Source organism: Lactobacillus sp. B4026 (assembly GCF_026535825.1).
GTDB classification, from domain to species: Bacteria; Bacillota; Bacilli; order Lactobacillales; family Lactobacillaceae; genus Lactobacillus; species Lactobacillus panisapium.
The window spans coordinates 1-21,540 of record NZ_JAFNPD010000013.1 but is presented as its reverse complement, the minus strand read 5'-3'; the positions used below and the strand labels follow the sequence as shown (position 1 = coordinate 21,540).

The window sequence follows — 21,540 nt, the reverse complement described above, 5'->3', positions numbered from 1 at the left end:
TAGTAAAGACTAAATTAAGTACTAAAGCAGTCTGGCATATAGAATGACTTTGTACATTGTGTTTGGTCTCTCGCTATATTTGAAGATTAGTAATTAAATACTAGCAAGACCAAAAGATAATATATACAAAAAACGTTGAACCAGTATGTTCAACGTTTTTTTAATAGTCTAGGAGAAGATGATTTTTCCCAGACTCTTTTGGTAAATTTAATGAAAGTGGTTTTTAGTTTAAACTCTAATTATAGTTTACAAACAAAATTAAAACCTATATCTGTATTAGTCATAAGAAATAGAAAGGTGTTTACCTACAGCTGCGCCCAGCTTGTCCAATGTCTTAAGTGAAGGATTCATATTACCTTTTTCAATTCGCGTGATAGTTGATTTGCTTACACCAGCCTTTTCTGCTAAATCGCGTTGACTAATTCTTGCATTTTTACGCAATTCAGTAACCGCCACAGCAGCTTCTAGCTGGCGACCATACTGATCAGCGTATTCTTTTAATTGAGAATTATTTTTAGTTAATTCTTCAAGCATTTTTTCAGTTTCATTTTTCATTACTATCATCCTTTAAAAATTTAGCTCTAATTGCTTTAGCATGAGCTATTTCTCTCATCGGAGTCTTATTGCTCTTTTTCTTAAAACCATGAGTAATAATATAATGAATTTCCATAATGTGAGCGAATTTCAAACAAGTTTGATTCCAGTTTTTTAATCCACTATTGTTCTTGTGCTATTAGCAAGCCAAACTTACTAATTTTTTCAATTGTAACCAATAATTTTACAGCTTCTTTATGGGGTAATTTACGACAAAAGACACGAAACTCATCTTTGTCATAGTATTCAAAAACAGCTTTTTCTTTCATGTACTCCTCCGTCAAGCATTACGGTAGCATATATGCTACCGCATTACAACTATAATCGCTGCTGCAATCGTTGAATAGAGTAAGATCTGCCACAATAATGCCTTGAAATTATTCTTATAGTATATATTGACTTTCCATTTACTTATAACTTAGGAATCAAATATGACTAAGACCTAAAGAAAAAGCATTGAATGTATGCATTCAATGCTTTGCTAAATTTAGTAAAAATGGTTTTCTAATTTCTTTATAATCAATCAAACTGCTATGCTTTTTACTGCTTATTGGCAATTGCTTTAATCGCATTACGGCCCGAAAAGATACAGTAACCTGCATGAGTACCAGGGACATTAACGCCGTAGGTATCACCGTACAAACCGGCTGATCCGTCACTACCAATTGCGTAAAGGCCACTAATTGGTCTACCCTTAGTATCCAAAACCTCATTATTGGTATTTACACGTAAGCCGTCACCAGTTGTATAGGCACCAACGCCTAGCTCAATGGCATAAAATGGGCCATCCCCATCAACTGGAAGCATGTATTTGGCTGGCTTATGGAAATCGGTATCCTCGCCATTAGCGGCCATTTCATTATAGTGCTTCACATAAGCTGGTAAGTTAGGGGTATCAATCTCTTTAGCTAATTCTTCAATTGTTGCAGCTTTATGTAAGTACTTGCGACCATCTTTTTCAGCTTGTTCAATGTCTTCTCGCAGACTTGGGTAACGGTCTTCAGGTACAAATGGTTTCATTGATCTTGGATATGACTTATCGGTGAAGTCATCTAAGATTTTCTGACTGAAAATACAAAAGACACGCTCTTGGCGATTCATCGAATTGCCTTCATTAGCCCAGTTGACTACTGCTGCACTTTCATCAACAAAACGTTCACCGATTTCATTAACCCACATTTGTGGTTGATCACAGACAGAACTCCAAATGGCTGTACCCCAAAGTTTAAATGAAGGAACCGAATCATCTTTTAATTGTCCACCAAACATCATTGACATTCCGGTAAAGAATTGTTTAGCGCCAAGATTCCAGGCAAGACATAAACCATCACCGGTACTTTTACCTGAGTTGACAGGAATTACATTATCCGGATTTTGATGAGGAGTGTGTTCCATCAATTCCAAGTTATTCAGATAGCCGCCACTTGCCAAAACAACGTTGTTAGCAACTACAATCTCGTCAGTATCATCTTCAACGTTCGTCAAAGTTACGTTATAAGTTTGATCTTCATTTTGCTTAAGATCCGTTACACGCGTTAAAGTAATAATTTCAACGCCCTTAGACTTCGCATATGGCTCTAGACCTGAATGAATTGCATCGTGGCCCTTGCCCTTGAACAAATGCCAGGTTCTTGCCCCTGAACCTAGGCTGGCAACCATCGCAATTTCAGCACCACGTTTCTCAAGCCAAGAAACGTTTTTACCCGCATTGGCAATATATTTTTGCCACATTTTGCCGTCTGCTTTGTAATGCGAATAAGTTAACTCTTCTTTTAGCAACTCTTCTTGATCAATTTCCGCATGATCCTTTTTTTGTAATTCAGAATCTGCCGCAAAAACACCTTCAACATAGTTTCCTGTACCACCAGTGGTCTTACCTTTTTCGACAAGTAAGGTCTTTAAGTTATTATCGGCAGCTTCAGCGGCCGCAGCAAAACCGGCAAGACCAGCACCAACAATTACAACATCATACTTCTTCTCAGCCATGATTTTTCTCCTTTGACCAAAAAGGCACATACAAATTTTCAGTAAATCTGTACATGCTTTTTTAAACTATTTACCCTCTTTAGCAGTTTCAGCTGCATCGATTCCGGCTAGGCGTCCTGAAATGTAAGCAAAACCTAAAGTTCCACCTTCAAAGTCAACATACGCCTTACCATACATTCCGGAAGCATCAGCACCCGCTACATAAAGATTAGGAACAGGCTCGCCACTTGGTGCTAGAGCATGCATCTTTTCATCAATTGTAGCACCACCGAGAGTTCCAAGGTTACGTGCAATATACTTAACTGCGTAAAATGGGCCGTTTTCAACAGGAATCATTCGCTTGGTATCGGAGAAGAATAATTCATCTTCACCCTTTTTCTTCGCAGCATTATATTGATCAACGGACTTTTGCAAATTCTCCGGATTGACGCCCATTTTTTCTGCAAGTTCCGCAATTGTGTCACCAATAAAGACAACATTAGTTGAACTTAGCTTGTTTAATAATGAGGTAAAGTCTGTCTTTTCATGTTCGTGCTTGATACTTTCCTCAGTGTCAGTTGGGAAATTGAATTCCATATAGAACTGGCGCTTATTCTTCCACTTGCCATAATGGTCTTCAATTGCGACCATGCCGCCTTCTTTAATCTTATCAAGCATGGCCTGATCAAAGATGACATATTCAGTCTGCTTAGGCTGCTCGGACAGCTCAGCTCCATGAACCGCAAAGTCCAAAGCGTGAGTTTCACTGGCATAACGTTGGCCACGGTTATTGACCCGGAGGTTTGGAAAATCGGCCAAAGCGTTAACTGGCATCCAGTTAGGACCAACTAATTTTGCCATTGCACCAATATCTTCATTACTGAAAGTTTGCCAGAAATAATGCGTTGAACCATTAATATGGTGCGCAGTACCAGCATCCCAGGCCATGTTTAGACCATCACCGGTGTTTTGTAAAACTTGTCCTTGGGTGCTAACATCACCCAAGTATTCTTTACGCATTTGCGGATTACCGCCGAAACCGCCTGTAGCGATAATCACTTTTTTAGCATTGACATGAAGCTCTTTATCATCACCCTGTGCAATTAAACCGATGACTTTACCATCAGCATCCTGCAAGAGCTTTTGCCCAGCAAAACCAAAATACATTTGCCCGCCAATTGACTTAAACTTCTCAATCAACTTGGTAACGGCCTTAGTTCCGCCTTCTTGATAGCCATGAAGAGTAGCTGGCATACCAATGTGGTCAAAACTACCTCCGGTTCCGGCATCAACCAATTTCATGATTGCGCCGTTTTCATTCAGCCAGTCGACAGTTTTGCCTGATTCATCAATGATGCGGCGAACAAGAATTGAATTCATATAGCCTTGTGAAGCATCCATATATTCATCATAGAGCCACTTCTTTGATACAACTGCATTTTGCTCTTTTTGTTGTTGGCTATCGCCGGCAAACATCCCACCGGCAAAAGTACTGGCACCAAGTGGCGAGATTGTTTTTTCAATTAAAGCAACACGAGCGCCGTGCTGGCGTGCTGCTAAAGCGGCAGCAGCGCCTGCTCCACCAGCACCAACAACTGCAACATCAACGTCAATTACTTCTTGTGTTTCCGTTTGACTTTGCGCACTGTTTTCTTTTAAAGCAGTAAAGTCAACTGCTGCCTTATTCAAGGCCTCTTTAACGCCCTCAATAATGCCGCGTGAAGTTTCCGAAGCACCGGAAACGACGTCAACGTCGGCTGATTGATGATCAACAATCTTTTGAGCCATCTTGTGAAAAGCATTGTCGGCAAGGCTATCAGGAGCATATTGATCTAATGGCTTAACGCTAACAATCTTGTCCTCATCAACTTCTACTTCAAGGTTGATTTGACTCTCCTTACCCTGACCGGAACCGGTGTACTTCCCCGGCTTATCAGTAATCTTTTTTGCCATGATAAAATTCCTTTCATTCAACATTTACCCACGAATACGACCACCATTTGCATCTGGTAAAATTGCAATTATAATAGCTGTAATTGCAAAAAATAGTCCTTGAATTATAAATGTTAATTCATAATTTCTACCTGCTATTAGTCCAATTACTGTGGGAAGGCATGATGAGAGAAGTAATGAAACTGTACTTACAAGTCCCCCAGCACTTCCTGCATATTTAGGACCAACTTCAGGAAATTGAATAGGCATTGAATTCATAATTGGACCTGTCATAGCACCAAATAAGCCTCCAAGAATTAGAGCAATAGTTAGTGGCCAACCTAAAGGTATAAACCAAGTGAGTGCCATTAAAATACCACCGATGAGAGTGAGCACAATCATTAAGGGCTTAGCTTTCTTAGCTTTGTTGATAAGTCCTGGCCCAAATAGTGAACCACACAAGCTACCGATAGTAGCAATAGCTGCTATCATACTACCAGCCGCAGGTGCCATACCACGAGCAGCAAAAGCTTGTGGTAAAATGCCAGAAAAACTTTCACTAGCGGCAACACCCAGCCCACCAGCAAGACCAACTAACCAAGTTTTCTTACTATGAGCTACAACCTTAAAATATTTCATTGCTGATTCAGGTTTACCTTGCTGAACCTTTTCTGGCGGTACTTTTTCACCATCTGGATTTTCCTTAACAAAGAAAATCCAGCAAATTGTTAATACCAATAACAGAGAAGATGAGAAAATATATGCTGCTTTAACACTGGGAAACATATGAGAAGTTAATTGCGTTAGCATAATACCGATACTAGCTGATGCGAAGAATACACCCATAGCTAGCTTAGTATCTTGTTTAAACCACGTACCAAAAATTTTTAATGCATTGGCACTTAAAAGTGCCATGTAAACTCCAAAAAGTAGCAGCATAATCATCATCGTAGCAAAATTAGTAGCTATTAAACGACCATAAGCACCAATAATTGAAACAAAACAACCAAAAGTAACAATTTTCTTAGTGCCATATCTATCACCCAATGATCCAGCAGGAATACTAAGGAAAACTGCAACAAACATCGGTGCCATTAACAGACTTTGGAATTGAGCTGGTGCAATATGCAAAGCCGGCATAACCTGAGTAGCCAAGGCAGAAATTTGATATTGAATATAACTACTAGTAGCATCCATTAAAGATATAATTGCCAAAATTACCCATCGGTAGCTAGAAAGCTTAGGTAATTGTTTTTCTTCCATGATTCTTAATCTCCTTTTGTAATATAAAAACTAATTTTCCGCAGCGTATTGACCTGCTAAACGACCGAAGGTCTGAGCGTGACTGCAAGTTAAACCTGGAACTCTGTCTGGATAGCTGCCCCAGAAGAAACCACCACTTGCATTACCAGCAGCATAAAGATGTGGAATCGGGTCACCATTTTTATCAATAACTTCCATTTTGGTATTGATCCGCAAACCATCAAGTGTTGCAAGAAGACGTCCACCCATAATGACGCCATAGTAAGGTGCTTTATCAACTGGGAATAGTCTGAATTTTTCTTTACCAAAGTCGGTATCAACACCGTTTGCACACATTTCGTTATAGCGTTTAACCGTGCTGACCAACTTGTCTGCTGGTAATTGCAATTTTTCAGCCAATTCTTCAAGCGTATCGGCTTTTTGGACCATACCGTCATCAATTCGACGTTGAATCTCAGCCTTATTTTCTTCAGTATTGTAAATACCTGGCCAGCCCAGCCGTGAACAACCTTGAGTTCTAAATTGGTCCAAGTGATCCATTGTGTCTTCTGACCAAATTTGGGCTTCTAAGTAACCAGGTTGTTTAGCCATTGCGTTGATATCAAATTGGTAAGGAACACTTTCATTGCCAAAGCGCTCACCCTTCAGGTTGACTTTAAGCAATGGATAAGCACCCATCCAGAAATAGCCAGGACCCTTAAAGTCAATCTCATAATGATCTTCAGCCTTCGTTCCAACGGGAACGGCACCACGATCAAAAATGATTTCTGCTGGTTCTTCATCCCTTGCTGCCCCAACTTTTAGACCAGCTAGAATACCTGAACCATCATCCCGAGGGCCATCTGAATAAACATTCTTCTTATAGCCAAGTGGATCCCACTTCTTCATCAATTCGACGTTAGCACCATAACCACCGGTACAAATGATGACACCTTTATTTGCATGATATTCAGTCTTTGCGCCTGAATCACGGTCACTAGTAATAACACCAGTTACAGCACCACTATCATCGGTAATTAATTCTTCTAGCTTGGTATTATATTTAAGTGTTACGCCAAGTTCCTTAACCTTATCGATCATCCAATCACCATAATGAGCCCAGCCGTTTTCTGGGGTGGCAATTGCTAGTTCAGTATTAAAGGCAGTGTTAACAATTGATTCATAGTAAGCATCCTTTTGTGGTCTTAAAACTCCGCCATTTGGCCTTAAGATATTGTCTTCAAGCCAGTTAGCTGTTTCATCAGCGTGGTTAGCCCAAGTCCATAAAAGTCGTTCATCAACATTGTCTTGGAAGAATAAAGTTAAGAAGTTCATCAACTTAGCTTTGTCTACTTTGATTCCGGCTCTTCTTTGAGCATTACTATCAAGTGCTGCAAAGAAAGAACGGTAAAGAAACTGTGAGCTTCCTTGCTTATCAATCAAGAGAACTTTAGCTCCTTTTTCAGCAGCTGCACAAGCTGCCATACCACCAGCGTTACTTGCGCCAGCGATAATAACATCAAAAGTATTTTCCATTTTTTATCCCTCACTTCTTAATGCAAATCCTTTAATCGCTTTCATAATACTATTTATCTAATGGATTTCTGCACTAATATTAGAATTCAAGATTACTAAATGGAATAGAGAACATCGATCTCATGGTTCGCTTCTAAAAAAATACTTGCAATGGCAACAAAAGATGCATATTGCAAGAACTGCTTAAATAACACTATTTGTATGTAATTATTTTCCTCTAGGTAAAAATTCAGTAATTGTTTCTCTTAAAATTTTAACTACTTGCTTTAATATTGACTCATTTGTAAACGATGCCATATAAGCAATCCCATAAGGAGATATATCATGGTAATCAATTGGAATGTAAGAAATATCTTTAGCGCTACCATCAACTATAAAATTAGGCAATACTCCATATCCCCAGCCTGCCTTGACGTAAATATCCATTGCCAAAAAATCTTGAACAAATTTAATATGATCCATTCCCATATTCTTGATAAGGATATCCTGATATCTCATTTGAACATTTAAGGAACTATTAGGATCTAATAAAAAAATATTGGTATTCTTTAGATCTTTTAAAGTAATTAATTTTTTTTCAGATAACGGTGAATCATTCGGGCATGCCAAAACAAATTTGCCTTGAATTAAAGGTTTAAATTTAACATCTTCAACTATATCAACATCATCACGCGCAATAGCACACAAATCTACGTGGTGATTCAATAATTCACCAATTGAATTATTAAGTACAAAAACAAATTGCACGTTCAGGTTACTGCCTGACTTACGCAATTTGCGCAAGAAAATAGGTAAAATTTTTTGTTCTAAGGGCGTATCACAAACACCAATCCGCAAAAGCGTCTCGGGATTATTCTTTTGGCTTTGTAAATAAGCCACCGTGTAGTCCATATCATCAACAACATTTCGAGCCACGCGGTAAAAATATTTACCGGCATTAGTCAATGAAATGCGGTGATGGGCCCGGTTAATCAGGGTAACACCGATTGTATTTTCTAAATCCTTAATGTTTTTAGAAACAGCCGATTGGGAAAAATTCAACCGCTCAGCGGCAATTGTAAAACTGGAGTTGTCAACTGCTTTAATGAAGCAACGTAATTGGGTAAAGTTCATTTTCTTATCCTATTCAATTATCCTCTGTTTTTTTAACTTATCTACCCAAATTATACTACTGATACATATATAAATAGTATTTTTTCCTAAAAACAATTGGACATAAAAAAAGGAACTAGTTTGCGCTAATCCCTTTTTTGTTATTTATTGATCAATCTTATCTAAGGCATCGTTAACCGCAGCTTTTAATCCGCGACAAGTGCTCGATGCGCCCGAGACGGCATCGACATCAACCTTGTTTTCCTTAACCATTTCGGCTGGCATGGTTTTGATTGCCTTTAGACCATAATCTTCTGATTCGGCCTGCTTGAGAACCTCAATGTTTTGTAAATTCTTTTGCTTATCGGCAGTGACCCGAACAACGATTTCGCCACCCATGCCGCCATTGGACCTACCAATGTATTGATCCTTGCCAGTTGGATAGTCTTCATGCTCAAGGTCTGAATTCAAGTGGACGTCGTGTGTTGATGCACCACTAGCAGCGTCAACCGTCACATCATCTTTAGCTTTGGCTGCATTTTCACCGGCAATTTTACCCCAAATCAAACATTCGGCTAAGTTGTTACCACCTTGATACTGGTTAGCACAAATACCACCAAATTCACCTGCAGAATATAGGTGAGGAATGGCCTTGCCCTTAGTATCGAGAACTTCGGCTTCCTTATTTCTTCTCGCACCACCTTGCGTGTTTAGCATTGTCTGTTCCATGCGCACGGCATAAAGCGGACCTGCAGTAAATGCCCGCAAAGTCTTTGGGTCCCGGCGAAATTCAGGATCATTGCCTGCTTGGCATGCCTGGTTAAAGCGAGCAAGTGTATCTTCCAAGGTGGCTTTTGTAACACCAATCTTTTCTGCTAGCTCGCCAATCGTTGCGGCCTCAATAACATTATCTGTATAAGGCTGATAGTTGCCAATAATTGGATCTTGGTCTAATTCAGCTTTTTTAGCTTTATCAAAAATCAAATAAGGGTGTTCTTGGTTGAGCGGCACTTTCCACTGACCATGGTTCTTAATGTGACCGTGACGATTCTCTTCCGCTTCGTTAAAGTATCTGGTACCGTCATCACCCACAACAAACGAACTGCCATGAGCAACTACTTCATTTTGCTTACCCAGCATTAGGCGGCCACGCTCACCTTTTGGTACGGCAAATGCCATCCCGTGTAGCAAACCTAAAGATTCGTAGTTGTATAAATGCCAGAAATCAGCGCCAACTTGCTGAGCCATCTTGATGCCATCACCCTTATTGTACAGGGTGCCAAGAGGGGCTAGTTTTTTAGCGCCAATAAAATCTTCAATCATTGTTTGGTTATTTTCAAAACCGCCGGTACACATAACCACACCGGTCTTGGCTTGCACTTTAAGCAGCTGATGCTTGCGCTCAATCAAGACACCTTCAATCTTGCGACTGACTGGGTCCTGAATTAATTCCTTAGCCGGGGTCTCATACATCACATCAATTTGATCTTGGCGCTTAACGACCTCTTCTTTTAAAATTTTCCAAAGTGCAGCGTCAAACCATGACTCGCGTACGGTAGTAAAATCATATGAAGTCGAACCTGGAAATTCTGGGAATTCCTCAAACGCATAGCGGGCTTCAGGGGCATAATTTTTAGCGCTGCAAGGTTTTACGCCTAAATATTTAGTAACATAATTAGGAATATCCACCATTCCTGCAACATAGGTATCGATCATCTCTTCATCAAGTGACATCGGTGCCGTCAGACTCTGATAATATTTTTTTAATTCATTAAAGTCATTACCCGTACCAATTAACTGGGCCGAATAACGAGTATTGCCACCTTCATGACCTTCAGGTGCAACATCGACAAGCAGTACTTTTGCACCATTATCAGCGGCAAAGCGTGCAGCTGTTGCTCCAGCACCGCCAAAACCTAGTACAATAACATCATAATTGGCATCCCACTTGATGTCTTTTTGATAAATCATGATTGATTCCTTCTTTACTATGTAATCACTTTCATTAAATTAATAAGTTAATTTTATCACAAATATCTTTTTAGCAACCTTACTATTTAAAAAATCGTCCGTTTTTTAAACGAACGATTTTACTCAATTAAATATTAAAACTAGGAAATCATTATTTGTTAGAAGTTGGCCTTTTTAACAAGTCTATTTTTGCCAATAAGATAGAATAATTTGCCATGTCTCTTAACAGCTGCTCCGTAAGTTCGACAAGCTTGATGCCGCTTTAAGAGTTTAATTTTTTTACCAGCTTGATTAAATACGTAAGCATTATGACGTAATTTACGCACAACGCCATCAATATTAGTAGCCCTAACATATTCATTATTAGCCAGCACATAATACTTACGGTTATTAATAAGCTTCGTTCCATAGGTATTAATCACTGTACCTTGTCCCAGCCATCCAGCTATTCTTTCTTCTTTTTCATTATAAATATATGAATTATGCATAACCGCCTTGCTAACAGGAAGCTTGATTTTAGCATCATTTGAGTCACCGCTGTTGTCTTTGCCAGTGCTTGTGCTTGGAGCCGCAATGATCACTGTTCCGCCGCCTTGACCCCCAGCAGTGCTATTAGCACTGGCATCTTTGGCGTAAACATAAACTACGTCTTGCTTTTGATTCGTAAAAGTACCTGAGGCATTAGCCGGTGTAGTCTTGAGCTGATAACCATTAATGACCAACGGATAACTCTGATACTGCGTTCCGATAATGCCGCCCAAAATGACATCTGTGGCAACTGGCTTGCCCTTCTCATCTTGATAGTGGACCGTTACGTTAGCAACTGACAGCGGGTTTCTAGTATAGACGTAAATAAGAGTTTGTTCTTTATTGGTAAATTGACCCGTGGGATTTTCTGGTGCAGTTTTTAAACTATAACCTTCAATTGGAATTGCGGTACTGCTATAGGAATCATTAATATAACCCGTTAAGATAATATCGGAGTGAATTGAGTGACCAGCTTCATCTTGATAGCGCACAATCACGTTACCTGCTTTGACCGGATCTTTGGTATAAATATAAATCACTGTTTGCTCATGATCGGTAAATATCCCGGTAGCATTTTCTGGCGTTGTTTTAAGCGTATAACCATCAATTTTAACAGCTACACTAGTATATGTTGTGCCACCTTCACCTGTCAGGACTACGTCTTGGGCAATTTGTTTTCCTTGGACATCCTGATATTTAACGGTAACCGGTTTAGCGGTAGAGAGATAAATATAGTCAACATTGATATCATCGCCATTATAAGTTCCCTCACTATTGTATGGTATATTTGTTTCATCTAATTGGTAATAAGGAATGTCTTTGGCCTTAGTGCTGTAATTTGTCCCTACACGACCGTATATTGTGTCTGCTGGTGAAATTTCTTTGCCTGCTTGGTTATGATAGGTAATTTTTAAAGTGGCAAAACGGACATAAGTATCTGCATCCTTAGTACCATCATAATTATTCTGTAAATCTTGCGATGACCAACTCTTATTTCCTTGTGGCAGATCTATCGTCCCATTTTCGCCGACATTGCGCCAAGTACCTGGCAATTCAATATTCGCAGTTACAAGATAATTTTTGGGACCTAGCTTTAGCGTAACTAAGTTGCTTAAGCCAGCTAGCATATTTGCCCGATATCTGCCTTGAGCGTTCATAACCTTACTCATATCAAAATTGCTGATGTCCAAATCTGTTAAACTATAGCAGCTAACAAATACCCCAGAAAAGTCTTGAACGTTTGAAGTATTAAAATTATTCACATTAATTGTTTTCAATTTTTGACAATAACCAAACATATTAGCCATTGTCGTTACCTGGGCAGTATTAAAATGGCTTACGTCAAGTTTGGTTAAACTGTTATCTTGTGAAAACATCATCGACATATCCCTAACTTGGGCGGTATCAAAATGGCTTACGTCAAGTTGGGTTAAACTGTAATCTTGTGAAAACATCATCGACATATTCCTAACTTGGGTGGTATCAAAATGACTCAAATCTAAACTGGTTAAAGATGAACAGGAATCAAACATTGAAGACATCGTGGTTACTTGAGCAGTATTAAAATGACTTAAGTCTAAACTAGTTAAAGCTCGACAATTTTTAAACATTGAAGACATATCACTTACATTAGAAGTATCTATATTGCCAAAAGTAATATTAGTTAGCGACTTACAATTTTCAAACAGCGAAGCCATTGATTTCAGCTGAGAAGTATCTAAATTACTTAAATCGATACTAGTTGCATTAGTAAAGAAGTTAAATAGGTTCGTAGTATCACCGCTTACCTTCAAGGGAGCGGCTATTTTAATTGTTTTAGTGTTGCTAGAAACAAGGCTAGAAAGATATTCATTTGGATCATAAACAAGTTTGGCTTCTCCACCAAGAATGGTGGCCGTTTTACTATTGTCATCATATTGCCAGGAAAGACCATGCCATTTAAAACTAGTAGCAAATGGTTGCGCACTATCTTGCGGCTTAATCTCGCTATCGTCAGTACTTAAAGGCTGTTTAGCTTCATTAGCGGTAGTACTTTTGTCCTTTACGGCAGTATTTTCGGCCGCAGTCACCGGGACCAGCTTAGCTTTTTTCTGTTTTTTCACTTTATCTTTAGACTGTTTTTGCACTATTACTTTAGGTGAATTTACAGCAGCGTCTACTTTTTCCGGAATAGCAGCAAATAAGCAGAACAAAGCTAGACTTAATAAAATTATTCCTAAGGATGGCGCCTTTTTCCAATCTACAACTTTATCTTTATTATTCATTTTCGGGCTTCCTATATACACGAATAGCATTTTATAAATAGTAATATATTAACTACAATTTCATTTTAGCATGTGCGAAATTTATTTGATTAAATATGCACTAATCATCTTGGTTATCAACTATTTTTACTGTAATCAATTGATTTTATCCATAAAAAATGCACTGCTTGAATCAATAAAGCCAAGCAATGCATTAAAAAGTAGCTATTCTAGTTATGAATAATCGTGTTTTTTTATTCGCCGTAAACGTCTTTAGCCAAATCAAAAGCTGACCAGGCCTTGGGCCAACCACAATAAAAGGCCAAGTGGGTAATTAATTCAACCATTTCTTCTTTGGTTACCCCATTAGTTTTTGCTATTGACATATGTGCCTTTAACTGGGGATACAAACCCTGAGCCATTAAGGCAGCACACGTAATCAAACTCCGGTCACGGGCCGACATTTGCTCCTCGCGTGACCAAACTTCGCCAAATAATACGTCATCATTTAATTCCGCAAATTTAGGAGCAAATTTACCTAAATTGTCACGGCCTGCTGTTTGTTTTTTCATTTTTTAATCCTCCAATTGTTCATAATCTTCATCTGTCACTGGTTCAAGCCATTCTGGTGTTCCCGCAGTTATTGCCAAGTGTGCAAACCAACTATTCTTGGTTGCACCATGCCAATGCTTAACACCATCATGAACAACCACAACATCTCCTGGATGCAATTTGCGGGCCGGCTGGCCTTCTTCTTGATACCAGCCTTCACCAGCCGTAGCTAACAAAATTTGAAAACCGTTATTGTGCTTGTGCCAGTTATTGCGACACCCTGGTTCAAAGCTGACATTAGCTACACCAACATTAAGGTCTGGATCATTCACCAAATTTTGCAAATAGCTTTGACCAATGAAGTATTTTTGAAAGGCTTCATTTTTGTCGCCCAGTGCAAAAAGACCATTTTTAACTTCTTGCTCATGATTATCCATTTTGATTCTTCTCCTTTATTTTTGCTAAATATGCCGCAAAGGTTTCACTTGCGGCAATCTGATGACTTTGCTTGCCCTCGTACCAAGCAATTTTATGCTTTAATACCTTTAAATTATTTTGTAGTTCATTAACCTGCTGTTCGGCATTCTGCTGGACTCTTTTTAATAGAGCTAAACGTTCCGGAATTGTTTGATCTCCCTGAGCGCGCAGCGCAATGTATTTTTTTAATTCGCTAATTGTCATGCCCGTACCTTTGAGGTGCAACAAAAAGAGCAGCCAATCCCGATCAGCCTCGGTATAAAAGCGTTGCCCCTGGCGGTCACGTTGCGGTACCAGCAGGCCCTCACTTTCATAATACCGAAGGGTGGCGGAAGAAAGACCCACCATTTTACTAAATTCACCGATGTGGTACTTTTTTTCATTAGTCATTAATTCATCCATCTTTGGTTAACCATTTGTTAATTACTTCAATACTAAATTTATTTAGGTCGAAGACATTTACATAGAAAATACTAACGCCAAGCAGATATTGCTGTTTGCCAGCTACACTGAAATAGCGGCCTTTCTCATAACTGCTATTGGCAGTGCACGCAGTTAAAACAAAATAGCCCTGCAAGCGAGTTAAAAATGATTATTTTTCAATCATTTTTTAGCTCTTAATAATTACAATAAGCCTTAAAGTGCACTTTAAGTCAAGCGTTTTCTTAGCAAATTGTAACTTGCACAAAAGAGAAAACATTTGTAAAATGACCGGTGGTCATTATTGAAAAAAGGAGAATATGATGCATGTCTTAACGCCAGCAGAAAAACTAGCAAAAAAGCAGCTAATTGCGGCATCTGCAAGCAAGCTGTTCCAAAAACATAATTTTAATGCCATTTCAATGGCGCAAATTGCCCGTGAATCTGGTGTTGCCAAGGGCACACTGTTTAACTACTTCAAGACAAAAGAAAATATCTTCATGTACCTGCTTCTTTCAGGCTACCAAGACTATTTACAAGAAGTTCTCAAGCGCTGGCAAGAAAAGCCTGGATTAACTACATGGAACGAGTTAACCACTTTTTTAACAACTGAAAATCACTTGTTGATTCACCAAAAAGCAGATTTATTGCGGCTAAACGCTCTTCGGGGACCAATTTTAGAAGCAGCTGCTGATCGTGAGCAGACCCTGCTTGGCCGCCAAAAATTGTATCAAATTAACCGTGACCTAGGGCGTGCAATTGCATCCCGAATACCCGAATTATCCGTCAAAGATGCTAGTCACCTTTTTGTCATTCAAAGTGCCATCATTAGTGGCTTGATGAACATGATGAACCTCGATGAATTTAATCATGATCAATTACCGGTCGACTTCAAAGTTTTTCAAATTGATCTGGAAACAGAAGCAAATCAGTTATTAAAGTTTTATTTACAGGGATTGCAACAAGAACTGGAGGATTAACTTAAATGAAAACTGCAAATATTAGAAACTTTGCGATTATTGCCCATATTGACCACGGTAAATCTACTTTGGCTGATCGCATTATGGAACAAACAGAAACGGTTAGTGAACGTGAACTTAGTGCGCAGCTTTTGGATAGCATGGAAGTTGAACAGGTACACGGAGTAACCGTTAAATCACGCTCCGTCCGCAATTTTTACCATGGCGATGATGGTCAAGAATATGAATACAACCTAATTGATACGCCAGGACACGTTGATTTTTCCTACGAAGTTTCAAAGAGCTTGGCGGCTACCGATGGTGCAATTTTACTAGTAGATGCAACCCAAGGAGTGCAGGCACAGACGATTGCCAACCTTCGACTGGCTGTTAAACACAAACTCACAATTATTCCCGTCATTAATAAGATCGATAGTGCTTCAGCCGATGTTGCAGCTACCGAAGCACAATTGCGGGCACTTCGACCAGAATTTAAAGATACCGAGATCTTAAAAATTTCTGCTAAAACCGGGCAAAATGTTCACCAAGTTCTTGAGGCTATTTATCAGCGAATTCCTGCACCAGCTGAAGGCAATGACCAAGCGCTAAAAGCTTTAGTTTTTGATTCCCAATACGATCCTTACCAAGGTATTATTGCGGAAATTAGGCTGATTGCGGGTCAGTTGCAAGCGGGACAAAAATTATTGCTGATGAATGAAAATAGCACATTCACTGCCCAGACTGTCGGAATCTATCGTCCTAACATGCAAGCAGTTAAAACCCTAAAAACTGGTGAAGTAGGCTATTTGGTTACTGGACTCAAGGACATCAATGCCATTCAGGTGGGCGAAACCATCACAGACTTTGAGCATCCCACCCAAGAGGCCTTACCTAACTTTCAACCACCACAGTCAATGGTTTATGCGGGGCTTTATCCTAAAGAGGGAACAAGTTATGAAGCATTAAAGCAAGCTATTAGCAAATTAGCTCTTAACGATGCAGCTTTTCATTACACGCCAGAGCAGTCAGAAGCCCTAGATGCGGGATTTCGTTGCGGTTTTTTAGGAATTTTCCATTTACAGATCATCCAAGAACGGTTGCATGATGAATATAACGTTGAGGTCTTGACCACCGCTCCCAACGCTACTTACCACGTTTACCTCAAGGAGCCCGATGCCAGAAAAGAGTATTTAACCATTACTAATCCGGCCAAATTTCCCGACTTTGCGAAAATTGATTACGTCACTGAGTCTTACGTTAAAGCCGTAATAACAACTCCTAATGACTATTTAGGTGCGGTTATGAAATTATGTGAACAACATTTTGGTGAAATGGTGGATTTAGATAATCAACAGGAACTAGTCACACTTACCTATAAGTTGCCTGTTTCCGAAATTGCCTATAACTTTTTCAACAGCCTTAAGTCAATTACGCATGGTTATGCCACTTTGGATACTGAATTTCTTGACTTTGAACTAGTTGACGTAGTCAAAATTCAGATTCAAATTAATTACGCTCCGGTAGATGCACTGGATATCTTAGTCCCACGACAAAATGCTGCCCAAATAGCACATAAATTAGTGGAAAAATTAAAGTATACCGTTCCACGAAGACTTTACCCGATGCCTGTGCAAGCAATTGTGGAAAACAAAGCAATTGCCAGAGTTGACGTTCCGCCTTTACGCAAAAATGCAGCAGTTAACGGTGAAAAGCGCAGCATTTCCAAAAAGCAACAATTATTGCGCAGACAAAGCTTGAACAAACGACAAGCAGCCCGCAGTGATATAAAACTTCCTCAAAGCGTATTTGACGCCGTGTTAAATTTAGATTCAGAAAATTAAAAAAGCCAAAATAACTGGCATGTTTTTTTACCAAGCTATGCGTCAGCAAAAATAATCATTGCCAAAGTTTTGGCATAATATTTGTTCAAAGTCCTGTTTTTAACAGGACTTTTTTCGTCTCAAATAAAACACTGTTTTAAAATTGAACTTTACTAGTAAATAATGCAACAAAAAAAGCACTAGGCCATTTTGGCCTAGTGCTAGATTATCAAGCTCTCTTAGTAATACTTGATAATATTATTAATTAAGCGTAGTTACTTCTTAATTAATTAGATTCGATCGCAGACAGTGATAACAGAGTTTTGAGCTAATAAAAGATCGTTTGTAGTTGTAGCATCGTGAACATCACCGTTAGTACCGTCTTTTTGGTCACCTAAAGCTGCCTTAACTACAGCATCAATCTGGGCAAGTTTCTCTTCCTTATCAGAATCTGTTAGCAACCCATCATTCTTAACCTTATCCTTAGCTGCCTTAACTGCATTATTAATTGAATCAACAGTATATGATTGTTGCTTAGCAAATGGCACTGCATCGTTAAGTGCATTTTGGAAATCGGTTTCTGCCTTGTCAAGCTCTGCTTGCGACTTAGCATTTGCAATTGCGTCTTTAGCATCTTTGACAGCTTTAGCAATTTTATCTGGTGCTGCCGTCTTAGCGTCACCATCATCCATATTGGCAACAGACTTAGAAGTAAAGTCTGACACTTGACTTACAAGTTCACTAGAAGCTAATTTCTTTCCTGCTAATTCACATTCCTTAGCAACTTGTTCTTTAATGTTATTAATTTCATCTTCTGAAATGGCATCATGGATACTGCCTGCTGAGCCATCTTTTTGTTCACCCAACGCATCCTTAACGATAGCATTGATTCTATCAACAGCTGCCTCCATATTTTCTTTTGATGCAGGCGAGCCAGTTACTGTGTGAATTGCATCATCAGCTGCTTGATTAATTTCCTTAATAGCTGCATCCTTCTGCTCTTTTAATGAACTATCAGTCTTCCCTGATTCGCAAGTAGCTAAAACCATATTTACGGCCGTAAAAATGTCACTCGTTGTTTTGGCATCATGAACATCACCGCTAGTGCCATCTTGCTTTTCACCTAAAGCTACTTTAACAACAGTATCAATTTTAGAAAGTGCTGCATCCTTTTCGTCTTTTGATAGATTAGCATTATTATTGATTACTGTCTTAGCATCTTCAGCTGCTTTTTTAATTGTATCAACAGCATATTCTTGCTGCTTAGCAAATGGTACTGCATCGTTAAGTGCATTTTGGAAATCAGCTTCTGCTTTGTCAAAATCAGCTTGCGATTTAGCACTTGCAATTGCGTCTTTAGCTGTTTTAGCAGCTTTAGTAATTTTATCTGGTGCTGCCGTCTTAGCATCACCATCGTCCATCTTTGTAGCGGATTTAGAAGCAAAGTCTGACACTTGGCTTACAAGTTCACTAGAAGTCAATTTATCTTCTTCTAATTTACATGCATTGATAGCCTTATTCTTAATTACGATAACTTCACTTCCAGATTTGGCATCATGGATATCACCTGTTGAGCCATCTTTTTGCTCACCCAATGCATTCTTAACAATAGCATTAATTCTATCGATAGCTGCTTGTTTATTTTCTGCTGATGCAGGCGTGTCATTAACTGCTTGAATTGCATCACCAGCTGCTTGGTTAATTTCTTTGATAGCTGCTTCTTGTTGTTTCTTTAGTGAGTCACTAGTTTGTTTTACTCTGCAAGTAGCTAAAACAGTGTTCACGGCTGTAAAAATATCACTCGTTGTTGTGGCATCATGAACATCACCACTAGTGCCATCTTGGTTTTCACCTAAAGCTAATTTAACAACAGTGTCAATTTCAGAAAGTGTTGCATTCTTCTCATCTTCTGACATCCAGTCATCGTTATTAATTTCGTCTTTAGCTGTTTTGACCGCATTATTAATTGTGTCAATAGCATATTCTTGCTGCTTAGCAAATGGTACTGCATCGTTAAGTGCATTTTGGAAATCAGCTTCTGCCTTATCAAGATCAGCTTGCGATTTAGCACTTGCAATTGCGTCTTTAGCATCTTTTACAGCTTTAGTAATTTTATCTGGTGCTGCCGTCTTAGCGTCACCGTCATCTAACTTGGCTACAGCCTTGGTTACAAAATCGCCTTCCTGTTTTGCCAAGTCATTTGAAACTAACTTGTTTCCAACTAATTCACAATTTGCTTTTGCTTCGTTTACGGCCTTTTTAACGTCAGCTAAAGTCTTAGCATCATTAATTGAGCCACTCTTACCATCTTTTTGCTCACCTAAAGCGGCCTTAACAATATCTTCAATTTGATTGATGGCAGTTTGCTTTTCATCATCTGTTAATGGACTACTCTTAACTAAGTTAACAGCATCATCTTGTTCTTCTTTAATATCTTTGACAGCTGTATCCTTAGCATCTTGTAGGTTCTTATCAGCCAATGCATTTGCATCTTTTACTGCGTTGTCAATTGCATCAGTCGCTTTACCCTCAGCTGTTGTAACATCATCAGTAGTTTTAGCAGCGTTAACTGCACCAATCTTTTCATCGGTTGCATCTTTTACTGCTTTATCAATATCTGCTTTAGCCTTACTTTGTTGCTCTTCTGTTAAATTCTTGTTACCAGCAATTTTGTCTTCGGCTTCTTTAGCTGCATCTTTAATCTTACCAACAGCTGCGTCCTTAGCATCTTGAAAATTCTTAGCAGCTTCATCATTTGCTTTATTTACTGCTTCGTCAATTACAGAAGTTGCATCTTTCTCGGCTTCTTTAACATCATCAGTAGTTTTAGCAGCATTAACTGTACCAGTCTTTTCATCGGTTGCATCTTTTACTGCTTTATCAATATCTGCTTTAGCCTTACTTTGTTGCTCTTCTGTTAAATTCTTATTACCTGCAATTTTGTCTTGAGCTTCTTTAGCTTTAGCGGTAATATTCTCGATAGCTTGCTTTTTAGCTGCTTGCACAGGATCTACTGTTGGAACGCTTGGACTTGTTGAGCTTGAGCCACCAGTACTAGGTACACTGGTTGAATTAGAATTATTAGCTGAAGCTGTGTTATTACCTGAATCAGGTTTATCAGTTGGGGTTGTATTATTTTCATTTGGCTTTTCGACATCATTATTATCAATGGCCGGTTCCTTCTTAGCCAAAGCACTTGCTTTAATATAACCTAACTTAGTTGAGTAATACTTCTTACCCTTGATGGTTACTGCTGCACCATAAATTGTTACTTTTTGACCTTTAGCGATTTTACTGCTCTTTATAACTTTACCTTTACGAGTATATAAAACTGTCTTTTTAGCGGTGTTGCGGTTTTTACCATCAACGTTTACAGCCTTGATATATTGGTTCTTGCCAATTTTATAGTAAACTTTGCCCTTGACGGTCTTTTTGCTTGAAACACTGACCTTTTTGCCCACTTTAAGAACAGTACCGGTCTTGACCATTTTCTTGCCTTTCAATCTATAAATAGCAGAATTAGCACCAATTACCTTACTCTTTTTAGCGGCACTAACCTGAACAGGCGTATTATTTAAAACGTTATTAGGCATCTGACTTAGCCCAACCGTTAATAATGCTGCACCCGATAGCGAAACAATTACTTTTTTATACGAATTGTTTTTATTCATTTTTTAAACCTTTCATTCATATTTTTATTACACATTTGCTTTTAACTACTGTTACTAAAAGCATTTTCATTAATCATAATGCTAAACTTCGATTTTTAGAACACTATATACAAAAAAAAAAAAAAATAATATAGTTTTAAAAGGATAGATAATTATAATCAAGATAGTGTTCTTAACCTAATATCGGCTAATCCATTTGATATTATTGCACCTAACTCATAGTTAATGCATTAATATAAATTAAAGTAATTACTTTTAAATGTTTAAATATTATAAGTTTATACATGAAAATATGCAGGCTTAAAAAGTTTTTAGGAAATAACGAAAAGGCCAAGAACATAGGTACCTATAAAACCAATTCAAGCAAAAAAGCCATTTTAGAATTTTGATATGAACCCCAAAATTAGGACAGTTTAATAAATTTTAACTAAGGACTAATGCCCGATATTCAAGCGGACTTAGTCCTTTTAGTTTTACTTTGATTCTTTGCTGGTTATAGTAACTGATATATTTTTGGATTGCTTCTTCCAGTTCGTTT

Annotated in this window: 17 protein-coding genes; 2 read left to right on the top strand and 15 right to left on the bottom strand. The window is 38.6% G+C overall.

Annotation, left to right across the window (positions count from 1 at the left end; genetic code table 11):
* Nucleotides 1–276: 276 nt before the first annotated feature.
* From J3U69_RS09490 to J3U69_RS09435, 13 genes are all read right to left on the bottom strand, one after another.
* Nucleotides 277–555 carry a helix-turn-helix domain-containing protein gene (locus J3U69_RS09490; protein ID WP_164715410.1) on the bottom strand — a complete coding sequence of 93 codons (279 nt, stop codon included), beginning with the start codon at nucleotides 553–555 and terminating at the stop codon, nucleotides 277–279.
* Complete coding sequence (locus tag J3U69_RS10455) at nucleotides 545–670, bottom strand: type II toxin-antitoxin system RelE/ParE family toxin (RefSeq protein ID WP_416381941.1); 126 nt, start codon at nucleotides 668–670, stop codon at nucleotides 545–547. Before J3U69_RS10455 ends, J3U69_RS09490 begins: the two co-directional genes overlap by 11 nt.
* A gap of 46 nt (nucleotides 671–716) precedes the next feature.
* Nucleotides 717–863 carry a hypothetical protein gene (locus J3U69_RS10415; protein WP_323848325.1) on the bottom strand — a complete coding sequence of 49 codons (147 nt, stop codon included), beginning with the start codon at nucleotides 861–863 and terminating at the stop codon, nucleotides 717–719.
* A gap of 271 nt (nucleotides 864–1,134) precedes the next feature.
* Nucleotides 1,135–2,580: an FAD-dependent oxidoreductase gene (locus J3U69_RS09480; protein ID WP_267413892.1), complete on the bottom strand. Its 1,446-nt coding sequence runs from the start codon at nucleotides 2,578–2,580 to the stop codon at nucleotides 1,135–1,137.
* Nucleotides 2,581–2,646: 66 nt separating this feature from the next.
* Nucleotides 2,647–4,512 (bottom strand): FAD-dependent oxidoreductase, encoded by a 1,866-nt coding sequence (locus J3U69_RS09475; protein WP_267413891.1) that lies wholly within the window; start codon nucleotides 4,510–4,512, stop codon nucleotides 2,647–2,649.
* Nucleotides 4,513–4,536: 24 nt separating this feature from the next.
* Nucleotides 4,537–5,754 carry an MFS transporter gene (locus J3U69_RS09470; RefSeq protein ID WP_220268565.1) on the bottom strand — a complete coding sequence of 406 codons (1,218 nt, stop codon included), beginning with the start codon at nucleotides 5,752–5,754 and terminating at the stop codon, nucleotides 4,537–4,539.
* Between the two features lie 30 nt (nucleotides 5,755–5,784).
* Nucleotides 5,785–7,269 (bottom strand): FAD-dependent oxidoreductase, encoded by a 1,485-nt coding sequence (locus tag J3U69_RS09465; RefSeq protein WP_267413890.1) that lies wholly within the window; start codon nucleotides 7,267–7,269, stop codon nucleotides 5,785–5,787.
* Between the two features lie 207 nt (nucleotides 7,270–7,476).
* Nucleotides 7,477–8,382 (bottom strand): LysR family transcriptional regulator, encoded by a 906-nt coding sequence (locus J3U69_RS09460; protein ID WP_267413889.1) that lies wholly within the window; start codon nucleotides 8,380–8,382, stop codon nucleotides 7,477–7,479.
* A gap of 144 nt (nucleotides 8,383–8,526) precedes the next feature.
* Nucleotides 8,527–10,332 carry an FAD-binding protein gene (locus J3U69_RS09455; RefSeq protein WP_267413888.1) on the bottom strand — a complete coding sequence of 602 codons (1,806 nt, stop codon included), beginning with the start codon at nucleotides 10,330–10,332 and terminating at the stop codon, nucleotides 8,527–8,529.
* Between the two features lie 158 nt (nucleotides 10,333–10,490).
* The gene (locus J3U69_RS09450; RefSeq protein ID WP_267413887.1) at nucleotides 10,491–13,124 is read right to left on the bottom strand and encodes a MucBP domain-containing protein; all 2,634 of its coding nucleotides are present in this window, start codon (nucleotides 13,122–13,124) and stop codon (nucleotides 10,491–10,493) included.
* A 233-nt stretch (nucleotides 13,125–13,357) separates the two neighbouring features.
* Complete coding sequence (locus tag J3U69_RS09445; RefSeq protein ID WP_267384765.1) at nucleotides 13,358–13,675, bottom strand: carboxymuconolactone decarboxylase family protein; 318 nt, start codon at nucleotides 13,673–13,675, stop codon at nucleotides 13,358–13,360.
* A 3-nt stretch (nucleotides 13,676–13,678) separates the two neighbouring features.
* Complete coding sequence (locus tag J3U69_RS09440; protein WP_103752983.1) at nucleotides 13,679–14,092, bottom strand: cupin domain-containing protein; 414 nt, start codon at nucleotides 14,090–14,092, stop codon at nucleotides 13,679–13,681.
* A complete protein-coding gene (locus J3U69_RS09435; protein ID WP_258567343.1) occupies nucleotides 14,085–14,522 on the bottom strand; it encodes a MerR family transcriptional regulator in 438 nt (145 codons plus the stop codon). Before J3U69_RS09435 ends, J3U69_RS09440 begins: the two co-directional genes overlap by 8 nt.
* Nucleotides 14,523–14,875: 353 nt before the next feature.
* Here J3U69_RS09435 and J3U69_RS09430 point away from each other — a divergent pair, with 353 nt between their 5' ends.
* Both J3U69_RS09430 and lepA read left to right on the top strand, forming a co-directional pair.
* The gene (locus J3U69_RS09430) at nucleotides 14,876–15,532 is read left to right on the top strand and encodes a TetR/AcrR family transcriptional regulator (protein ID WP_228706360.1); all 657 of its coding nucleotides are present in this window, start codon (nucleotides 14,876–14,878) and stop codon (nucleotides 15,530–15,532) included.
* A 5-nt stretch (nucleotides 15,533–15,537) separates the two neighbouring features.
* Nucleotides 15,538–17,352 carry a translation elongation factor 4 gene (gene lepA / locus J3U69_RS09425; RefSeq protein ID WP_220234851.1) on the top strand — a complete coding sequence of 605 codons (1,815 nt, stop codon included), beginning with the start codon at nucleotides 15,538–15,540 and terminating at the stop codon, nucleotides 17,350–17,352.
* Nucleotides 17,353–17,621: 269 nt separating this feature from the next.
* Here lepA and J3U69_RS09420 read toward each other — a convergent pair whose 3' ends face one another.
* Nucleotides 17,622–21,002 carry an SLAP domain-containing protein gene (locus J3U69_RS09420; RefSeq protein WP_267413886.1) on the bottom strand — a complete coding sequence of 1,127 codons (3,381 nt, stop codon included), beginning with the start codon at nucleotides 21,000–21,002 and terminating at the stop codon, nucleotides 17,622–17,624.
* 423 nt (nucleotides 21,003–21,425) lie between these two features.
* Nucleotides 21,426–21,540: IS3 family transposase (locus J3U69_RS09415; protein WP_267413912.1), on the bottom strand; the 115-nt coding region annotated here is incomplete at its 5' end.